This window comes from Micromonospora sp. SL4-19 (assembly GCF_047921475.1).
Classification (GTDB): domain Bacteria; phylum Actinomycetota; class Actinomycetes; order Mycobacteriales; family Micromonosporaceae; genus Micromonospora.
Map to the genome: position 1 here is coordinate 1 of NZ_JBLROB010000050.1, position 17,195 is coordinate 17,195.

The following is a 17,195-nucleotide window of genomic DNA, read 5'->3' on the forward strand; positions in this document are numbered from 1 at the left end:
CCTGCTGCAGGCCTGCGACGCCGGATGGGAGCAGGTCGTGCCCGTCACCGACCGCAAGGGCCACGATCGCCGCTACTCACTCGACATCACCAAAATCGGTGCGGAACTCGGCTACACGCCGAGCATCGACCTCGACCACGGCCTGGCACAGACCGTGCAGTGGTACCACGACAACCGGGCCTGGTGGGAACCACTGAAAACCGCCACCACACCGCCGGTGCCCGCATGAGCCGGCTACTCGTCACCGGCGCCGCCGGGATGCTGGGGCGGGACCTGACGGCCGTGCTGCACTCCCGAGACGACCTGCGGGTCACCGCCGCCACCCGTGCCGACCTCGACATCACCGACCCGGACGCGGTGCGCACCGCCGTCACCGGACACGACCTGGTGATCAACACCGCAGCGTGGACCGACGTGGACGGCGCCGAAACCCAGGAGAAGGCGGCCACCGCCGTCAACGGCGACGCGGTCGCCCACCTGGCCCGGGCCTGCGCCGCGACCGGGGCCCGGATGATTCACATCTCCACTGACTACGTATTCCCCGGCGACGCCACCGAGCCATACCCCGAGGACGCCCCCACCTGCCCGGTCAACGCCTACGGGCGCAGCAAACTGGCCGGAGAACTCGCCGTCACCGAGCTTCTTCCCGACACCGGCTACATCGTGCGCACCGCCTGGCTCTACGGCCGACACGGCCCCAACTTCGTCGCCACCATGCTGCGCCTGGCCGCAGAACGCGACCGGCTCGACGTCGTCAACGACCAGCACGGGCAACCCACCTGGTCCTACCAGTTGGCACAACAACTCGTCGCGCTCACCGACGCCGCGCTCGTCGGTCACGCCGCCGCAGGCATCTACCACGGCACCACACAAGGCCAGACCACCTGGTACGACCTCGCCCGCACCGTGTTCACCCTGCGCGGCCTCGACCCCGACCGCATCCAACCCACCACCAGCGACCACTACCGGCGCCCAGCACCCCGCCCCACCTACAGCGTCCTGGCCCACGACCGCTGGACGGCAGCGAACCTGCAACCGCTGCCCGACTGGCGGACGGGCCTGGCCGAGGCGTTGGCCTCGACGCCAGGTAGTTGACGGCCCGGTCCGGTCAGCGACCACCTCCGCGGAAGACCTCGGCGACGGTGCGCATCACGATCTTGATATCAAGCCAGAGTGACCAGTTCTCGACGTAGTAGTTGTCGAACCTCGCCCGGTCGGAGATCGGCGTATCGCCTCGCAGACCACTGACCTGCGCGAGCCCGGTGAGCCCGACGGGGACGCGGTGGCGCATCGCGTAGTGGGGGTACTCGGCCGAGAACTTCTCGACAAAGTAGGGCCGTTCCGGCCGCGGCCCGACCACGCTCATCTGTCCACGAAGGATGTTCCAGAGCTGGGGCAGTTCGTCCAGTGAGGTCCGGCGCATGAACCGCCCGATCGGCCCGACCCGCCGGTCGTGCGCGATGGACCAGTTCGTCTGCGACTCGTGCTCGTCCGCCGGGCGCATCGACCGGAACTTGATCACCTTGAACGGCTTGCCGTATCGGCCGATCCGTTCCTGCCGGAAGAAGATGCCCCGGCCGCCGTCGAGGAACGTCGCGATCGCGCAGAGCAGGAGCACCGGGCTCAGTACGACCAACGCCACTGCGGCGAAAAGCACGTCGGAGGCCCGCTTGACGGCCCACCGCGGGCCGGAGAGCGTGGTGTCACCGATCTTGACGATCGGGATGGCCCCGACGTGGTCGGCATCTCCACCATGGGACCGGGAACCCCAGAGGCGCGGCACAACCCAGAGGTCGCAGCGCGAGCTGGCCGGCCGGAGCAGGATTTCCATCAGGGTGGACTCCGGACAGTCCGGGTCGGCGATGACCAGGACTTCGCACTCCAGCAGCCGGGTGAGGTGTTCGAGGTCGTCGAGGGTGCCGACCAACGGAACTGACGCGGCGTCCTGCCGCGACGGGGCGTCAACGCAGCCGACAAACCGCAGGCCGTACTGGGGATAGCGCCGGATCAGCCGGGCGAGCTCCACGCCGATCGGACCGCTACCGATGATGATGGCGTTGTGCTCCACCCACCGGCGCTTGCGCGCGACGAGCATGAACTTCCGGTTGAACGCCCGGCCGACGATCACCAGCCCGGCGGAGAGCGCGACGTCCTGCATGAACCCGCTTACGTACTGCACCGAATCGTGGCGCTCGGCCGCGATGATGCCCACCACCGCGGCGGAGGCCAGCAGCCGCCCGCAGAGGCTCGGGAGTTCGTCCAGGATGCTGACGTGCCGGCGGGCCCGGTAGAGCCCGCCGGCCGTGAAGAAGGCCACCGTGAGGCCGGCGTTGACCAGGGTGCCGCGCCAGTAGTTCTGGCTCAACAGCAGCGGGGCGAGCAGCGCGACGACGTCGATGGGAGCCGTCATCATCCAGGCCCGGAGCCAGCGCGTGCGCTTGGAGGCCCGGGAACCGGCGTACGGCAGTACTGCGGTCGTGTCGAGGCCGGGGCACGTCTCAGCGCCGACCGCCGGATCGCTCGGCGGCCGCAGGGAGGGGATCACCGCGAGGATCCCCTCGTCGCCGGCCGCGTCGGACGATGCCGCGGTCTGCCGTGATCGTTGCTCGAACTGCCTCCTGGCGACAGCCGGGTCCCTTGTTGCAGGTTGCCCTGACATGGTCGATCCTTCCCCCGTGGAAGCCTGAGGCGCCATGCCGCACGCCTCGGGCGATCGAAGGATACGAGCGGGCCTGTCGCGCCGCCAGAGCCGGCACGACAGAGTGATGTCCTACTTTCCGGCGGAAAGAATGTCCGGGACCGAATCGCGGCGGACCGCCTCGAAGAGTTTCTTGGACTTCGTCGCGTCCGCGAACACGACGCTCTCACTGCCGACCCAGCCGGTCCCCTTGGTGGGGCAGGTGAAGAACGCGAGGTTGCCGCTGCGCAACTCCCGCAGCTCCATCGCGAGGTCCAGGAGGGACAGTGAGTTGTCCACCGCCACCGCCTTCGACGTGGCCTTCACGAACGAGTTCAGCTTGCTGGGGTTGCCCAGCACGCCGCCGGAGGCCGCCTTGTCCAGGATGGCCTTGATCACCTGTTGCTGATGGCGGATCCGGGCGAAGTCGCCGTCGGCGAAGGCATGCCGCTCGCGTGCGTAGTCGAGCGCGGCGGCCCCGTCCATGGTCTGCGGACCCTTGGCGAATGTCCGGCTACCGCCCAGCGCGTAGGCCGTGGTGAAGCCCTTCTCCACGTCGATCTCGACGCCACCCAGCGCGTCGACGATCTCCTTGAAGCCGGAGAAGTCGACCATCGTCACATGGTCGATGCGGACGCCGGTGAACTGTTCCACCGTCTGCACCATCAGCGGAACGCCGCCCCATGCGTATGCTGCGTTGATTTTGGCGTCCCGGCCGCCGTGTTTGCCGTTCTTCGAGCGCGGCACCGGCACCCAGGTGTCGCGCGGGATCGAGATGAGCTGCGCACTCGCCCGGCCCTTGGGCAGGTGGGCCAGGATGATGGTGTCGCTGCGGGAGCCCCCGGTGTTCTCCGGGTCGCGGGAGTCACTGCCCAGGATCATGATGTTCATCGCGCCCTTGACCTCGACCTGCGGTCGGGACTCCTCGGGCACGTCCTCGAAAGCTTCGACGCGATCGATGGAGGAATTGACTGAGCGGTAGTACAGGCCGCCCGCGAGGACGCCACCGCCGACGAGCAGCACCACCACCAGCAGCACGATCAGGGCGACCCGTCGGCCACGTCGGCGACGCGGAGCCGGCGGGGAGGTCTCCTCCGCGCCGTCGTGTTCCAGTTCGGACGCTGGGTAGCGCGGTTCGGAGTCGGCGATCTGCTGGCGATCCTGCATGCCGGTGATGCTACTGATGGACGTCCAGCTACGGGGGGACCCGTCCGGCGGCCGGCGCCGGCCACCCGGGGGAAACAAGAAGTTTTTCTGTTCAGCCGCCGCCCCGGCTTGGTACAACCGCGAGGTGGATGCAACGAAGCTCCGTCGGGCTATCGCCCGGACCCGGCTCGCGCCGGTCGCCGCCTTCCCGAAACGGCTGGCCCGGGTCGCGCGGCACGACAGCAAGGTGCTGGGTGTCTCTGCCCGCTGGCTGTTCACCTCCCGCGAGCACCACAACTACACGTACGACCTGACCAAGCTGAGCCGGCACCACCTGGCCTGGTTCGTCAGCGTGGTGTGCGACGTGCCGGTCCAACAGGTGCGGGGCTGGTTCGCCGAGCTGGAGGGCGACGACGAACTGCGCGGGCACATCGAGGCCGCCACCGCCGCCGCGTCCCGGCGCGGCCTGGCCGACCTGCAGGTCCGCTACGCCCGCCGGATCGGTTGGTACGCCATCGTCCGCGCCCGTAAGCCCGCACACGTCGTCGAGACCGGCGTGGACAAGGGCCTCGGCAGCTGTGTCCTGGCCGCCGCGCTGTTGCGCAACGCCGCCGAGGGGCATCCCGGTCGGCTCACCTCGCTCGACATCAACCCCGAGGCCGGCTACCTCGCCCGGGCCAGGCCATGGGCCGACGTGGTCGACCTCGTCATCGGTGACTCGGTCGCCTCCATCAACGCGCTGGACCGCCCGGTCGATCTCTTCCTGCACGACAGCGATCACAGCCGGGTGCACGAGCAGAGCGAGTTCGAGGCGGTCGAGGCGAAGCTCGCCCCGGCAGCGATGCTGCTCACCGACAACGTCACGGTCACCAACGTTCTCGGCCAGCACGCGGAGCGCACCGGTCGGCGCTTCCTCGCGTACCGGGAGACCCCGGCCCGGCACTGGTACCCGGGCGACGGGATCGGAGTGGCCTGGTGAGACTCGCGGCGATCCACACGTACCCGGTCAAGGGCTCCCACCGGGTCGACCACGACGGCGCCCGCGTCGAACCGTGGGGCCTTGCCGGCGACCGGCGCTGGATGGTCGTGGACGCCCACGGCGTGGGCGTCACCCAACGCGAGACCACCGCTCTGGTCGGGCTCCGCGCCGAGGTGCGGGGCGGCGGCCTGTTGCTTCGCGCCGCCGACCACCCCGACCTGGTGGTGCCCGAGCCGGTGGACGCCGAGCCGGTCCCGGTACGCACCTTCCGCAGTCGCCCGCTTCCCGTCCCCGCGCTCCCTGCCGGGCCGCCCGCCGACGACTGGCTCACCGCGCTGCTCGGCCGGCCGGTGCGCCTGGTCTGGCTCGGCCGACCGGCCCGGCACATTCCCGCCAGCGACCGCGAACACGACACCGGCGACCGGGTCAGCTTCGCCGACGCGTACCCCCTGCTGCTGGCCAGCGCGGCCTCGCTCGACACGCTCAACGGCTGGCTCGCCACGGCCGGCGAGCCGCCGGTGCCGATGGCCCGGTTCCGCCCCAACCTGGTGGTCGAGGGCGCCCCGGCCTGGGCCGAGGACGGATGGGTCGGCCGCCGGCTCCGCGTCGGCTCGGCCCGCTTCCGCGCCGCCGGGCCTTGCGACCGGTGCGTGGTCACCACCACGGATCAGGAGACCGGGGTACGCGGCAAGGAGCCCCTCCGCACGCTGGCCCGGCACCGCAACGTCGGGCAGTTGCTCCTCTTCGGGCTGCACCTGGTCCCCGAGGGACCGGGCTCGGTGACCGTCGGTGATCCGGTGACCGTGGCGGACTGACCGCCGCTGTGGCCGCGCCGCGGGGCCACGGCACGCTGCTGTCCGCTCCGGTCGTCCTACGAACCTGATGACGTGAACGACTCACCCCGGCTGCGCCCGCCGCCCGTCGATCCGTTCATGTCATCAAGTTCGTAGCGCCGCCGTAGACCCCGCCCCGGCGTCAGGACGCCTCGGTGCCGAGGTCGCGCCACATGAAGACCTCGTCCCGGTCGTCGCCGGGGGCGAGGCGCAGCGCGGCGGGCAGCCGCCCCACCTCCCGGTACCCGAGCCGGCCGTAGAACGCGCCCAGACCCAGGCCGTCCCGGAGCGTCACGTGCAGTGCCGCCAGGCCCAGCTCCCGGCCGATCCGCTCGGCCTCGCGCATCAGCGCGGCGCCGTGTCCCCGGCCCTGGGTGTCCGGGTGCACCATCACCCGCTTGAGCACCCGCCAGTGCGTCTTCAGGTGGAACCGGTTGTCGCCGATGATCAAAATGCCGACCAGCCGGTCCCCCTCGTAGCCGACCAGCAGCCGGTCCGGTCCGTCGGTGATGTCCGCGAAGGTCTCCTCGGCGATGGGACGGACCTCGGCTGCGGTCACCGGAGCGACGAAGCCGACCGCGCCGCCGGCGTTGGTGACGTCCACCCAGAGGGCGATGATCTGCTCGTGCAGCTCAGGGGTGAGATCGGGGTCGAGGACGAAGCGCAGGTTCACACCGGCCATCCTGCGGGAATGGCGCGGCGCGAACCCACCCTCGTGACCTTCACGACACCGCTGCTGGTGCGGGAGAGGGGAGTCGAACCCCCACGTCCTTTCGGACACGGGCTCCTAAGGCCCGCGCGCCTGCCTGTTACGCCACTCCCGCAGACCCGATGAGTGTAGAGCGTCGCGCTGAGACGGTGTGCAGTCCGGCCCGCCGCTGCTCAGTCCAGGCCGAGGTCCCGCCGCAGCTTGGCGACGTGCCCGGTGGCCCGGACGTTGTAGAGCGCCCGTTCGATCTTCCCGTCCTCGTCGACGACGAAGGTCGAGCGGATCACCCCGGTCACCGTCCTCCCGTACAGCTGCTTCTCGCCGTACGCGCCGTACGCGGTCAGCACCGCCTTGTCGGTGTCGGCGACCAGCGGGAAGGTGATGAGATCCCGGTCGCGGAACTTGGCCAGCTTCTCCGGCTTGTCGGGCGAGATGCCCACGACCTCGTAACCCGCGGCCTGGAGCGAGGCGAGCGAGTCACGGAAGTCGCACGCCTGCTTGGTGCAGCCGGGCGTCATGGCGGCCGGGTACGCGTACAGGATGACCTTGCGGCCGCGCAGGTCGGCCAGGGAGAGGGTCCCGCCGCTGTCGGTGGGGAGGGTGAACTCGGGGGCGGGGTCGCCGGGGTTGAGGCGGTCGGTCATGGCGGAGACGATACCGCCGCGGTGCCGTCCGGGGGCGGCGACGACGCGCTGTCCGTGTGATGATCACCATGGCTTGTTGCAAGGGATTGGCAACAACGACCCGTCACAAATAAGCTCATCGGTGACGGCGTGGACCGCCCCGCCGCGTCCCGGGAGGTGTCGTGGAAATCCTGGCGATGCACATTTCGAACGGGATCATCAACGGTCCCGTGGCCGCGATCTTCGCGGCGCTCGCGCTCGCCGCGCTCACCTTCTGCGTGCTGCGCGCGCGTCGCGACCTCGACGACCGGCTGGCGCCGATGGCCGGCCTGGTCGCCGCGTTCATCTTCGCCGTGCAGATGCTCAACTTCCCGATCGTCACCGCGGGCGTCAGCGGTCACCTGCTCGGTGGCGCCCTCGCCGCGCTGCTGGTCGGCCCCTGGGTCGGGGCGCTCTGCGTCGCCGTGGTCCTGGTCGTGCAGGCCCTGGTCTTCGGCGACGGCGGGGTGGCCATGCTCGGCCTCAACATCACCAACATGGCACTCCTCGGCACCGCCGCCGGCTACCTGCTGATCGCGCTGCTGCTGCGGGCGCTGCCGCGTACCCCCGCCGGCCTCGGCGTCACCGCCTTCGTCTCCGCGCTGGTCAGCGTGATGGTCGCCAGCCAGGGCTTCGTCCTGGAGTACTGGCTGGGCGGCACCACCGACCTGGGCGGCAACCTGGCCGGGCTGGCCGGCACGGTAGCCGGCTTCCACCTGCTGATCGGCATCGGCGAGGGCCTGATCACCGCCACCACCGTGGTCACCGTCGCCAAGGTCCGTCCCGACCTGGTGTACGCGCTGCGCGCCCGTAAGCCGGCCACGCCGGCCCCCGCCGTCCCGGTCGCCGGAGGTGCCCGATGAGCAAGCGTCCCTGGCCCTTCATCCTCGGCGGACTGCTGGTCGCCCTGCTGCTTGCCGGCGTGGTCAGCAACTACGCCTCGCCGCACCCCGACGGGCTCGACTCGTCCCTGCTCAAGGGCTGCACGGTGAACGCCGAGGACGAGATCACCGGCGGCAGCTGCCCGGCCCAGCAGGCGAAGGAGCACGAGCTGGGCGACAGCCCGCTGGCCGACTACGGCATCCGGGGCGTGACGAACGGGTTCCTCTCCACCGGCCTCTCCGGCGTGATCGGCGTGCTGCTCACCTTCGCCCTGGGTGGCGGCGTGTTCTGGCTGGCCCGTCGCCGGGGCAACGGCCCGGACTCCGGGCTGCCGGCCGCCACCGGCTCCGACCCCGCCGCCCTCGGTGAGGCGCAGGGCACGTCCCGCGCCGGCTCGGCCGGCTGAGGGCACGCGGCCGTGGGTGCCGGGCACGCGCACGTGCTCTACCGCGCGTCCACCTCTCCGGTGCACCGCCTCGCGCCCGAGGTGAAGATCGCCGCGATGGTGCTCTTCACCGTCGTGGTGGTCGCCACGCCCCGGGAGGCCTACTGGGCCTTTGCCGGGTACGCCCTGCTGGTCGTCGCGGTGGCGGCGCTGGCCCGGGTCGGGCCCGGCTGGCTGCTCAGCCGGGCCTTGATCGAGCTGCCGTTCGTGCTCTTCGCGTTCGCGCTGCCGTTCTTCGGCACGGGGGAACGGGTCGAGGTGGCCGGGCTGAGCCTGTCCGTGGACGGCCTGCACGGCGCGTGGAACATCCTGGCCAAGGGCACCCTCGGCGTACTGGCGTCGCTTCTGCTCGCGGCGACCACGACGACGCGGGACCTGATCGTCGGCCTGGACCGGCTGCGCTGCCCGCAGATCCTCACCCAGATCGCCACCTTCATGCTGCGCTACCTGGACGTGCTGGTGGGCGAGGCCCGACGGATGCGGGTCGCCCGGGTGTCCCGGGGCGACGACCCCCGCTTCCTGTGGCAGCTGCGCGGCTTCGCCGCCGGGGTCGGCGCGCTCTTCCTGCGCTCCTTCGAGCGCGGCGAGCGGGTCTACCTGGCGATGGTCTCCCGCGGCTACACCGGGCGGATGCCGGCGGTCTGGCAGGGCGCGGGCGCGGCCACCGCCGGGCAGTGGGCGGCCGCCGCGACCGTGCCGCTGGTCGCGGCCACCATCGCCGCCGTCGCGGTCGCCCTGACATGATCGGGTACGTGCAGACACCTCCCTCCCTGAACGTTCGCGGCGTCCGGTACGCGTACCCGGACGGTCACGTCGCCCTGCACGGGGTGGACCTGACCGTGCCGCGCGGGGACCGGGTGGCCCTGCTCGGGCCGAACGGCGCCGGCAAGACCACCCTGGTGCTGCACCTCAACGGCATCCTCACCCCGACGGAGGGGACGGTCAGCGTCGGCGGCCTGACGGTCAGCCGGGACCGGGAAACCCTCGCGGAGATCCGCCGCCGGGTGGGCATCGTCTTCCAGGACCCGGACGACCAGCTCTTCCTGCCCACCGTCGCCGAGGACGTCGCGTTCGGGCCGGCGAACCTCGGGCTGCGCGGGGCGGAGCTGACCGCCCGGGTGGACGAGGCCCTCGCCGCCGTGGGGATGAGCGAGCACCGGGACCGGGCGCCGCACCACCTCTCCTTCGGCCAGCGCCGCCGGGTGGCGGTGGCCACCGTGCTCGCCATGCACCCGGAGATCCTGGTCCTCGACGAGCCGTCGTCCAACCTCGATCCGGCGGCCCGGCGGGAGCTGGCGGAGATCCTGCGCGCCCTGCCGGTGACGCTGCTGATGGTCACCCACGACCTGCCGTACGCGGCGGAGCTGTGCGACCGGTCGGTGATCCTGGACGCCGGTCGGGTGGTCGCCGACGCCGCCACCTCCGACATCCTCACCGACGAGGCACTCCTGGCGGCCCACCGCCTGGAACTGCCTTACGGCTTCGACCCCCGCGCCGCCCCCCGCCCCTCCTGACCCACCGGGCCGGGCACCCTCAGCCGCGGGTGTGGGTCGGCGGGGGAGCGGGTGTCGCGGCGGCGGGGCGAGGCCTGGCGCTCGCGGCGCGGGAGGCGGCGTGCAGGCGGAGGATGCCGGCGGCGACCGCGCCGGCGCCGGTGGCCAGCGCCAGCGCCACCAAGACCCGGGCCAGGCCCGCCGGCCACGCCACCGGGACCACCGAGCGGGACAGCACGGCCAGGTTGGCCACCCCGGCGAAGAGGGTCAGGCATGCCCCGGCCAGGGCGAGCGTGAAGTCGGCGGCCTCCCGGCGGGCCAGCGCGTACCCGCCGGCGGCGACCGCGCCGAGCCCGGTGAGCAGCGTCCAGACCTGCTCGCCCACCAGCCCGAGCAGCACCCCGCCGACCCCCTCGGCGCCGGCGTCCAGCACCCGGCCCACGGTGAACGCCACCGTGGCCAGCCCGCCCAGGGCGAGCAGGGCGCCGACCGCGCGCAACGCGCGTACCCCGGTCGCTGTGCCGGACGGGACCAGGCCGGCGGCGCCGATGAGCAGGAAGCCGAGCGTGGCGGCCACCCACCACGGATACGCGTCCGGGGGCGGCACCCAGTCCAGGGTGCCGCGTACCTCGACCGGGTCGTCGCCGGCGCGCAGCGGCACCACCCAGTCGCGGATCCGCTGCTGCCGGGTCGGGTCGGCGCCCACCTGCGGCGGCGGCGCCGACTCCATCCAGAGCGTCCGCTGGTCGTGCCAGCGCGCCGACGGCCCGTCGGAGATCCGCTGCCAGACCGGGACTGCCGCCGGGTCGGCCTGCGGCGGCAGTTGAGTGTCCCCGGCGATGGTCCGGTTCAGGTACGTGGCGGGCGAGCGGGTGTTCTCGTACACCCCGCCCGGCCCGATCCGCAGGTACGGCTCCCCGGAGTAGCCGAGCACCTCGACCTCCGGCCCGGTGCGGTTGGTCAGCTCCAGCCGGGCCCCCGCCTCGACCATCCGGGCGGTGAGCCCGGGCCGGGCGGGGCTGATCGCGGCGACCTCGGCCCGGTAGTCGGTGCCGTCGGGCGCGTCCGCGCCGTGCGCGGCGGCCGGCGTGGCGAGGGCGAGGAGGGCGGCGAGCGCGGCGACCACGACCAGCCCCGCGCGCCGCAGCGGCACCAGGTTCACTTGCCGGCCGCCGCCACCGCCGCCTTGATCCCTTCCGGGCTGCGGTCCTCGACGTCCTTGCCGTTGACCTTGATGGTCGGGGTGCCGACCACGCCCGCCTTGCTGGCCTCGTCCGTGACGTGCGCGGTCCACGCCTTGAACGTGCCGTTCTTGAGGCACGCGCTGAAGTCGTCCCGGTCCAGTCCGACGCCCACCCCGATGTCGACGAGCTCGCTGTCGCTCAGCCCGGCGCTGTTCTCCGGCGGCTGCTTGGCGAAGAGCTCGTTGGTGAACTCCTTGAACTTCGCGCCCTTGGCCGCGCAGCCGGCGGCGGCCGAGGAACGGGTCGAGTACTGGGTGGTGGAGAAGCGGTTCAGGAAGGCGACCGGGTGGAAGACCACCCGCACCTTGTACTCCCTGACCAGCTGGTCGATGGTCGCGCCGCTGACCTGCTGGAACTGCTTGCAGGCCGGGCACTGGTAGTCCTCGTACAGGTCGATGGTGACGGGGCCGTTGCCGTCGAGGATGCCGGTGCCGTCGGCGCTGGCACCGGGTGGGGCGGTGAAGGTCTTCGACTTCTCGCCGCGGTAGACGGACCAGCCGATCAACCCGGCGATCACCAGCACCACCACCGCGGCGACCGAGGTCCAGATCGTGCGGGTGCGTCGCTTCTCCCGGGCGATCTGCGCACGGACCACCTGGGCGGCGTTCTTCCGCCCCTTACGACTACTCATCCTCGCCCTCCACGGGTGGTTCGCCCGCCAGCCAACCGTCCACCGAGAACGGGGTGCGGGGCCAGATCAGCAGGAATCCGGCCAGTACCAGGAATCCCAGGTCCCGGAGGATCTCCGGGAGGTAGCTCGGGGCCTGGCCGGCGGCGAGCTGCCCGCCGCTGCCGAAGCACCCGCAGTCGATGGCCAGGCCGCGCGCCCAGGCCGAGGCGATGCCGGCGATGAACACCACCAGCAGCGCCGTGGAGACGCCGGCCATCAGTCGGGTGGCCAGCCCGACGAGCAGGAGTACGCCGAGCGCCAGCTCCACGAAGGGCAGCGCGGCGCCGATCACCGTCGCCAGGTCGTACGGCATCACCTGGTAGGCGTTGACCGCCCGCCCGGAGGCGGCCAGGTCACCGACCTTGGCGCCCCCGGCGAACAACCAGACGGCGGCCAGCCCGAGCCGGACGGCGGCACCGAGCCAGGGCCGGATTGCGGGCCAGCGCGCGGCCCGGGTGGGGGGTGCGGTCATGGTCATTAGTCGTCCCGGATCCCTGGGAGGTTCCACCGTCAGCCGGTCAGCGCGTCGCCGACGGCGTCGACCAGGTCGCCACGTGCCCGGGCGACGCGCGACCGGATGGTGCCCACCGGCACTCCCTCCACCGCGGCGGCCTCGGCGTACGACAGGCCGAGCAACTGGGTGAGCACGAACGCGCTGCGCCGTTCGGCGGGGAGCCGGCGGACCAGGTCGGTGGCGCCGAGCTGCCCGGCCGGGTCGGGGTACGGCCGGTCCGTGGCCGCCTGTGCGGCCAGCCGCTCGCCGAGCCGCCGCCGGCGCACCACCGTCCGCAGGTGGTCGGCGCAGGCCCGGCGGGCGATGCCGAGCAGCCAGGTACGCGCGCTGGACCGCCCCTCGAACCCGGGGAGTGCCCGGAATGCCCGCAGGTACGTCTCCTGGGTCAGATCGTCGGCGCTGTCCGGGTCGATCAGGGCGGCGGCGAAGCGCCACACCTCGGCCTGGGTGGCCCGGACGAAGGCGGCCTGCGCCACCGGGTTGCCATCGCGGGCGGCCAGCGCCCAGTGCGTCGCCGGATCCGGCGCAGCCTCGTGCCCCGCCACAGGGCGGTCGGCGGAGGTGTCGCGCGGGGCGGGGATCACGACTGACGAGGTTACGCGGCGGATCAGGGTGGGGCAGGGTCCTTCGGCCCTTTCTATGGTCCCGCCCACGTCGGGAACTTTTCCCGCCGGCTCTCCGACTACCCCCTCATGATGTGCGAGGAGGTACGCGAGGCGCTGTCGGCGCGGCTGGACGGGGAGGATCCGCAAGCTCTGGCCGCGGCCCTGACGGCGCACACCGCGTCCTGCCCGGGCTGCCGCTCCTGGCTGGCCGGGGCCGAGCGGGTGACCCGGCTCGCCCGGTTGCGGGTGGTGGACGTACCCGACCTGACCGCCCCCGTGCTGGCCGCCGTTGGCGCGGACGGGGCGGCGACGCGTCACGGCGAGGCGGCCACCGTGCGGGCCCGGCGCCAGGTGCTCCGGGTGGCCGTCGCGGTCGCCGCCGTGGCGCAGCTCGCGATCGCCCTGCCGATTCTGCTGGCCGGGCTCGGCGTGGAGGCTGATCCGCACACCAGCCGGGAGATGGCCTCCTTCGACGCGGCCCTCGCCGTCGGCTTCGCGCTGGCCGCCTGGCGGCCGGAGCGGGCCCGGGCGTTCCTGCCGGTGGCGCTGGTGCTCGCGGTCTGCCTGGCCGGGACCAGCGTGGTGGACATCGCCGCCTCGACCACCGCGGCCGTGCACGAGCTGGGCCACCTGGCCGCCGTGGTGCAGGCCGCCCTGCTCTGGGCGCTGGGCCGGGTCAGCGCCGAGCCGGAGCGCCGGCGGCCCATCGTGCTCGCCCCGGAAGGCGGATGAGGCGGGGTGGCCGATCGCCGGGCCGGTCGGGAAGCATGATGGTCATGAACTCTGCCGTACGCCGCCGGCCCGTGTCCGTCGCCGACCGTCGCCGGGCCGCGCGGTGGGGGACCGCCGCCGCTCTGCTGCTCACCCTCGTCGCTCTGCTGCTCGCCCCGGCCACCCCAGCCAGCGCCCACGCGGTGCTGGTGAGCAGCAGCCCGACCGCCTCCGCCGTGGTGTCCAACGCGCCGAGCGAGGTGGTGTTGACCTTCAGCGAAGGGGTCCGCAAGGTCCCCGGCAAGATCCGGGTGATCGCCCCCGACGGCTCCCGGGCCGACCGGGGCGAGCCGACGTTCAAGGATGCCGTGGTGACCATCCCGGTCGACCCGTCCGGCGCGCGCGGCACCTACCTGGTCAGCTACCGGGTGATCTCCGCCGACAGCCACCCGGTCTCCGGCGCGTTCACCTACTCGGTGGGCGCCCCGTCGACGCCCCCGACCGACTCCGGTACGGACACCCGCGCCAACCCGGTGGTGCAGAACGCGGTGAAGGTGGCGAAGTACCTCAGCTACCTGGGCCTGCTGCTGCTGGTCGGCCCGGCCCTGGTGCTGGCCGCGCTCTGGCCGCGCCGGCTGTCCCGGCGGGGACCGGCCCGGCTGGCCTGGTCGGGGCTGGGCCTGCTGGTCCTGGCCACCGTTGCCGAGCTGTGGTTGCAGGTGCCCTACACCGCCGGTGGTGGCCTGTTCGACGTGACCGGCGCCGGGCTCGGCGACGTGCTGGGCAGCGCCTACGGCACCGCGCACCTGGTCCGGCTCGGCCTGCTCGCCGCGGCGGCGTTCCTGCTCCGGCCGCTCTTCGCCGGGCCGATCGGCCGGACCGACGGGATCATCCTGGCCATCCTCGGCGGGGCGGCGCTGTTCACCTGGCCGCTGGCCGGTCACCCGGCCGCCTCGCCCGCTCCGGCGGTGTCGGTGGTGGCGGACGCGGTGCACCTGGGCAGCATGGCCGTCTGGCTGGGCGGCCTGGTGATGCTCGCGGCCTTCCTGCTGCGCCGGGCCGACGAGCGGGAGCTGGGCGCCATCCTGCCGATCTGGTCCCGCTGGGCGACCCTGGCGGTCGCCGCGCTGCTGCTCGCCGGCACCGTGCAGGGGCTGATCGAGGTGGTCACCCCGAAGGCGCTGGTCGACACCACCTACGGGCAGCTGCTGCTCGCCAAGATCGGGCTGTTCGCGCTGGTGATCGGGGTGGCCGCGTACTCCCGGGCGCTGGTGAAGCGGCGGACCGCCGCGGGCCGCCCGGGGGCGATGCGGCGGGCGATCGCGGCCGAGTTGGCGATCACCGCGGTGGTGCTCGGCGTCTCGGCGACCCTGGTGCAGACCACCCCGGCCCGCACCGCCTCCGCGAATGTGGCCGGTGCGCCCGCCGGCTACTTCTCCACCACGCTGTCCAGCCCGCTCTACTCGCTCCAGGTGGAGATGGACCCGGCCGAACGCGGCAACAACTCGCTGCACCTCTACGCCTACACCCCGGACAACCGGCCGCAGCCGGTGAAGGAGTGGAAGGCCACCGCCGCGCTGCCGTCGGCCGGGATCGAGCCGATCGACATCCCGCTGCTGCCGCTGACCGACAACCACGCCACCGGGGAGATCAGCCTGCCGGCGGCGGGGCAGTGGCAGCTCCGCTTCACCGTCCGCACGTCCGACATCGACCAGGCCACGGTGACCGCTACCGTGCCGATCAAGTAACGAAGGGCCCTCTCCCATGATCCGTCTCCGGCGTCCCGCAGCCGTCGCCGCGCTCACCCTCGCCGCCGTGGCCACGGCCGTGCTCGGCCTGGCCGGGGCGGCCTCGGCGCACGTCACGGTCAACCCGATGGAGGCGACCCAGGGCGGCTACGGTCGCTTCGCCTTCCGGGTGCCGAACGAGAGCGACACGGCATCGACCACCAAGGTCGAGGTGGTGCTGCCGGAGAACGCTCCGGTCGGCTCGGTCTCCACCATGCCGGTGCCCGGATGGACGGTGCAGGTCGAGAAGCGCAAGGTCGACCCGCCGCTCGAGGTGCACGGCAGCCAGCTCACCGAGGCGGTGTCCAAGCTGACCTGGACCGCGGCCGCGAACGGCGGGGTCAAGCCGGGCGAGTTCCAGGAGTTCCCGGTGTCGATGGGCCCGCTGCCGCAGGTCGACCGGATGGTGTTCAAGGTGCTCCAGACCTACTCCGACGGCAACGTGTCCCGCTGGATCGAGGAGCCGACGCCGGGCGGCCAGGAGCCGGAGAACCCGGCCCCGGTGCTCACGCTGACCGCCGCGTCGGCGTCCGCGTCGCCGGCGGCGTCGGCGGCCGCGAGCGCCTCGCCGGCTGCCTCGGCCGACGACTCCGACTCCGGCGCCGGCACGGCCCTCGGGGTGGCCGGTCTGGTCGCCGGGCTGGCCGGGCTGATCCTCGGCGGCCTGGCCTTCCTGCGTACCCGTCGGGAGCCCACCCCCAAGGCCTGACCAGTGCCAGTGCCGCCGGCCCGACGGATCTTCCGGCGGGCCGGCGGTCTTTCTGCGGCCCGGCGGGTGCTTGCCGTGGATATCCGGCGTTTGGTCGGTTCGCCTCGGTAAGGTCGGCCGGGTAATTGGCTACCGAGGGGGACGACGCGAATGCGATTCGTGCGAACGATCGCCGGCATGCTGCTGTTGGTCATGGGAATCCCGGCGCTTCTGGCGGGGGCCGGTCTCTGGACCGTCGCCCGGCACGCCGACCCGGACGGCAGCTTCGGCGCCCGCTTCGAGACGGTCCGCACCACCGGCCAGGCCGTCGTGGTCACCGACGTGGACGACCTGCTCCGTGCGGAGGCGCCCTTCGCCCGGGCCGGGCAGGCCCGCCTGCGGCTGACCGCGCGCACCCCGGACGGCCCGGCCTTCCTCGGCCTGGCCCCGACCGGCGAGGTGCGGCGCTGGCTCCGGGACGTCCCGCACGACACCGTGCGCCGGGTCGCGCTGGCCCGCGGCCCGTTGCCGATCCGTCTGGAGCCCGCCGGGCCGGCCACCGCCGGCACCGCCGCCACCGCCCCCCTCAGCCAGGGCTTCTGGGTACGCGAGGGGACCGGCGCGCTGGAGTTGACCCCGGCCGAGTTGGCCGGCCGGTCGCTGAGCCTGGTGGTGATGCGGCCGGACGGCCGGGCCGACCTGGCCCTGGACCTGCGCGCGGAGCTGCGGGCCGGCTGGTTCCCCGGGGTGATGTGGGCGCTGCTCACCAGTGGCGTGCTGATGGTGGTCCTCGCCGTGGTGCTGCTGCTGCGTCCGGTCCGCCCGCGCGAGGTGGTCTTCGTGGTCGAGCCCGACCAGGTCCCGGTGCTCGCCGGGCGGCTCGGGGTCACCTCGCTCAGCGGGCTGGGCGTGCGCGAGGAGCGACCCACCCTGCCCGAGCGGCAACTGGTCGCCGTCGGATCGGCGCCCGCCGAGCCGTCCCGCGCGGCGATCGGACCGGTGCCGCGCCGGCGCCCGGAGGCCCTCGCCGACCTGCCGGCCGACCCGGCCTGATCCCGGCACGGCCCCCAACGGCGGGTGGCCCTCCGCGCTGCCGACGCGGAGGGCCACCGTCACCGGGGGAATCGGTGCTACCTGGGAGAAACTTGAG

19 protein-coding genes, 1 tRNA gene and 1 pseudogene are annotated in these 17,195 nt (G+C 72.9%); 12 read left to right on the top strand and 9 right to left on the bottom strand.

The window, feature by feature from the left end; genetic code table 11:
* Both ACNAVT_RS30660 and rfbD read left to right on the top strand, forming a co-directional pair.
* Positions 1-229 (top strand): annotated as a pseudogene (locus ACNAVT_RS30660) (dTDP-glucose 4,6-dehydratase); the annotation flags it as partial.
* Positions 226-1,095 carry a dTDP-4-dehydrorhamnose reductase gene (gene rfbD, locus ACNAVT_RS30665; RefSeq protein WP_416301363.1) on the top strand — a complete coding sequence of 290 codons (870 nt, stop codon included), beginning with the start codon at positions 226-228 and terminating at the stop codon, positions 1,093-1,095. The pseudogene ACNAVT_RS30660 and the gene rfbD, both read left to right, overlap by 4 nt.
* 13 nt (positions 1,096-1,108) lie before the next feature.
* Here rfbD and ACNAVT_RS30670 read toward each other — a convergent pair whose 3' ends face one another.
* On the bottom strand, positions 1,109-2,413 hold the full coding sequence (locus ACNAVT_RS30670) for a sugar transferase (protein WP_416301405.1): 1,305 nt from the start codon (positions 2,411-2,413) through the stop codon (positions 1,109-1,111).
* A 357-nt stretch (positions 2,414-2,770) separates the two neighbouring features.
* The gene (locus ACNAVT_RS30675; RefSeq protein WP_416301407.1) at positions 2,771-3,721 is read right to left on the bottom strand and encodes an LCP family protein; all 951 of its coding nucleotides are present in this window, start codon (positions 3,719-3,721) and stop codon (positions 2,771-2,773) included.
* Between the two features lie 247 nt (positions 3,722-3,968).
* Here ACNAVT_RS30675 and ACNAVT_RS30680 point away from each other — a divergent pair, with 247 nt between their 5' ends.
* Positions 3,969-4,802: a class I SAM-dependent methyltransferase gene (locus ACNAVT_RS30680; protein ID WP_416301365.1), complete on the top strand. Its 834-nt coding sequence runs from the start codon at positions 3,969-3,971 to the stop codon at positions 4,800-4,802.
* Entirely contained in the window at positions 4,799-5,617 is an 819-nt protein-coding gene (locus ACNAVT_RS30685; protein ID WP_416301367.1) for an MOSC domain-containing protein, read from the top strand. Before ACNAVT_RS30680 ends, ACNAVT_RS30685 begins: the two co-directional genes overlap by 4 nt.
* Before the next feature lie 160 nt (positions 5,618-5,777).
* On the opposite strand, the gene ACNAVT_RS30690 is transcribed toward ACNAVT_RS30685, so the two are convergent.
* The 3 genes from ACNAVT_RS30690 to bcp form a co-directional block, all read right to left on the bottom strand.
* A complete protein-coding gene (locus ACNAVT_RS30690) occupies positions 5,778-6,317 on the bottom strand; it encodes a GNAT family N-acetyltransferase (RefSeq protein WP_416301368.1) in 540 nt (179 codons plus the stop codon).
* A 55-nt stretch (positions 6,318-6,372) separates the two neighbouring features.
* A tRNA-Leu gene (locus ACNAVT_RS30695) sits at positions 6,373-6,459 on the bottom strand.
* Positions 6,460-6,517: 58 nt separating this feature from the next.
* On the bottom strand, positions 6,518-6,988 hold the full coding sequence (gene bcp / locus ACNAVT_RS30700; RefSeq protein WP_416301370.1) for a thioredoxin-dependent thiol peroxidase: 471 nt from the start codon (positions 6,986-6,988) through the stop codon (positions 6,518-6,520).
* A gap of 161 nt (positions 6,989-7,149) precedes the next feature.
* Here bcp and ACNAVT_RS30705 point away from each other — a divergent pair, with 161 nt between their 5' ends.
* Genes ACNAVT_RS30705 through ACNAVT_RS30720 form a run of 4 tightly spaced genes read left to right on the top strand, consistent with a single transcriptional unit; the run spans position 7,150 to position 9,847 of the window.
* A complete protein-coding gene (locus ACNAVT_RS30705) occupies positions 7,150-7,869 on the top strand; it encodes an energy-coupling factor ABC transporter permease (protein WP_416301372.1) in 720 nt (239 codons plus the stop codon).
* A complete protein-coding gene (locus ACNAVT_RS30710; protein WP_416301373.1) occupies positions 7,866-8,294 on the top strand; it encodes a PDGLE domain-containing protein in 429 nt (142 codons plus the stop codon). The genes ACNAVT_RS30705 and ACNAVT_RS30710 overlap by 4 nt, the downstream gene beginning before the upstream one ends.
* Before the next feature lie 12 nt (positions 8,295-8,306).
* Complete coding sequence (cbiQ, locus tag ACNAVT_RS30715) at positions 8,307-9,077, top strand: cobalt ECF transporter T component CbiQ (RefSeq protein WP_416301375.1); 771 nt, start codon at positions 8,307-8,309, stop codon at positions 9,075-9,077.
* On the top strand, positions 9,074-9,847 hold the full coding sequence (locus ACNAVT_RS30720; RefSeq protein WP_416301377.1) for an energy-coupling factor ABC transporter ATP-binding protein: 774 nt from the start codon (positions 9,074-9,076) through the stop codon (positions 9,845-9,847). The genes cbiQ and ACNAVT_RS30720 overlap by 4 nt, the downstream gene beginning before the upstream one ends.
* A 19-nt stretch (positions 9,848-9,866) precedes the next feature.
* Here ACNAVT_RS30720 and ACNAVT_RS30725 read toward each other — a convergent pair whose 3' ends face one another.
* From ACNAVT_RS30725 to ACNAVT_RS30740, 4 genes are read right to left on the bottom strand one after another with little or no spacing between them, the layout of a single operon-like run.
* Entirely contained in the window at positions 9,867-10,988 is a 1,122-nt protein-coding gene (locus ACNAVT_RS30725) for a hypothetical protein (RefSeq protein WP_416301379.1), read from the bottom strand.
* The gene (locus ACNAVT_RS30730; protein WP_416301381.1) at positions 10,985-11,701 is read right to left on the bottom strand and encodes a DsbA family protein; all 717 of its coding nucleotides are present in this window, start codon (positions 11,699-11,701) and stop codon (positions 10,985-10,987) included. Before ACNAVT_RS30730 ends, ACNAVT_RS30725 begins: the two co-directional genes overlap by 4 nt.
* Positions 11,694-12,218 (bottom strand): MauE/DoxX family redox-associated membrane protein, encoded by a 525-nt coding sequence (locus ACNAVT_RS30735; RefSeq protein ID WP_416301383.1) that lies wholly within the window; start codon positions 12,216-12,218, stop codon positions 11,694-11,696. The genes ACNAVT_RS30730 and ACNAVT_RS30735 overlap by 8 nt, the downstream gene beginning before the upstream one ends.
* Positions 12,219-12,250: 32 nt before the next feature.
* A complete protein-coding gene (locus ACNAVT_RS30740; protein WP_416301385.1) occupies positions 12,251-12,838 on the bottom strand; it encodes a sigma-70 family RNA polymerase sigma factor in 588 nt (195 codons plus the stop codon).
* 111 nt (positions 12,839-12,949) lie between these two features.
* On the opposite strand from ACNAVT_RS30740, the gene ACNAVT_RS30745 reads away from it, so the two are divergent.
* From ACNAVT_RS30745 to ACNAVT_RS30760, 4 genes are all read left to right on the top strand, one after another.
* Positions 12,950-13,591, top strand: a complete 642-nt coding sequence (locus ACNAVT_RS30745; RefSeq protein ID WP_416301387.1) for a zf-HC2 domain-containing protein — start codon at positions 12,950-12,952, stop codon at positions 13,589-13,591.
* A gap of 44 nt (positions 13,592-13,635) precedes the next feature.
* Positions 13,636-15,318: a copper resistance CopC/CopD family protein gene (locus tag ACNAVT_RS30750; protein ID WP_416301389.1), complete on the top strand. Its 1,683-nt coding sequence runs from the start codon at positions 13,636-13,638 to the stop codon at positions 15,316-15,318.
* 16 nt (positions 15,319-15,334) lie between these two features.
* The gene (locus ACNAVT_RS30755) at positions 15,335-16,066 is read left to right on the top strand and encodes a YcnI family protein (RefSeq protein ID WP_416301390.1); all 732 of its coding nucleotides are present in this window, start codon (positions 15,335-15,337) and stop codon (positions 16,064-16,066) included.
* Between the two features lie 150 nt (positions 16,067-16,216).
* On the top strand, positions 16,217-17,098 hold the full coding sequence (locus ACNAVT_RS30760; protein ID WP_416301392.1) for a hypothetical protein: 882 nt from the start codon (positions 16,217-16,219) through the stop codon (positions 17,096-17,098).
* The last annotated feature ends 97 nt before the right edge of the window (positions 17,099-17,195 follow it).

What these genes read in the sequence shown, in the direction of transcription:
- rfbD (WP_416301363.1), top strand. Translation starts at nt 226, where the DNA reads ATGAGCCGGCTACTCGTCACCGGCGCCGCCGGGATGCTGGGGCGGGAC.
- ACNAVT_RS30670 (WP_416301405.1), bottom strand. Translation starts at nt 2,413, where the DNA reads ATGATGACGGCTCCCATCGACGTCGTCGCGCTGCTCGCCCCGCTGCTG.
- ACNAVT_RS30690 (WP_416301368.1), bottom strand. Translation starts at nt 6,317, where the DNA reads ATGGCCGGTGTGAACCTGCGCTTCGTCCTCGACCCCGATCTCACCCCT.
- bcp (WP_416301370.1), bottom strand. Translation starts at nt 6,988, where the DNA reads ATGACCGACCGCCTCAACCCCGGCGACCCCGCCCCCGAGTTCACCCTC.
- ACNAVT_RS30710 (WP_416301373.1), top strand. Translation starts at nt 7,866, where the DNA reads ATGAGCAAGCGTCCCTGGCCCTTCATCCTCGGCGGACTGCTGGTCGCC.
- ACNAVT_RS30720 (WP_416301377.1), top strand. Translation starts at nt 9,074, where the DNA reads ATGATCGGGTACGTGCAGACACCTCCCTCCCTGAACGTTCGCGGCGTC.
- ACNAVT_RS30730 (WP_416301381.1), bottom strand. Translation starts at nt 11,701, where the DNA reads ATGAGTAGTCGTAAGGGGCGGAAGAACGCCGCCCAGGTGGTCCGTGCG.
- ACNAVT_RS30735 (WP_416301383.1), bottom strand. Translation starts at nt 12,218, where the DNA reads ATGACCATGACCGCACCCCCCACCCGGGCCGCGCGCTGGCCCGCAATC.
- ACNAVT_RS30745 (WP_416301387.1), top strand. Translation starts at nt 12,950, where the DNA reads ATGTGCGAGGAGGTACGCGAGGCGCTGTCGGCGCGGCTGGACGGGGAG.
- ACNAVT_RS30750 (WP_416301389.1), top strand. Translation starts at nt 13,636, where the DNA reads ATGAACTCTGCCGTACGCCGCCGGCCCGTGTCCGTCGCCGACCGTCGC.
- ACNAVT_RS30755 (WP_416301390.1), top strand. Translation starts at nt 15,335, where the DNA reads ATGATCCGTCTCCGGCGTCCCGCAGCCGTCGCCGCGCTCACCCTCGCC.
- ACNAVT_RS30760 (WP_416301392.1), top strand. Translation starts at nt 16,217, where the DNA reads ATGCGATTCGTGCGAACGATCGCCGGCATGCTGCTGTTGGTCATGGGA.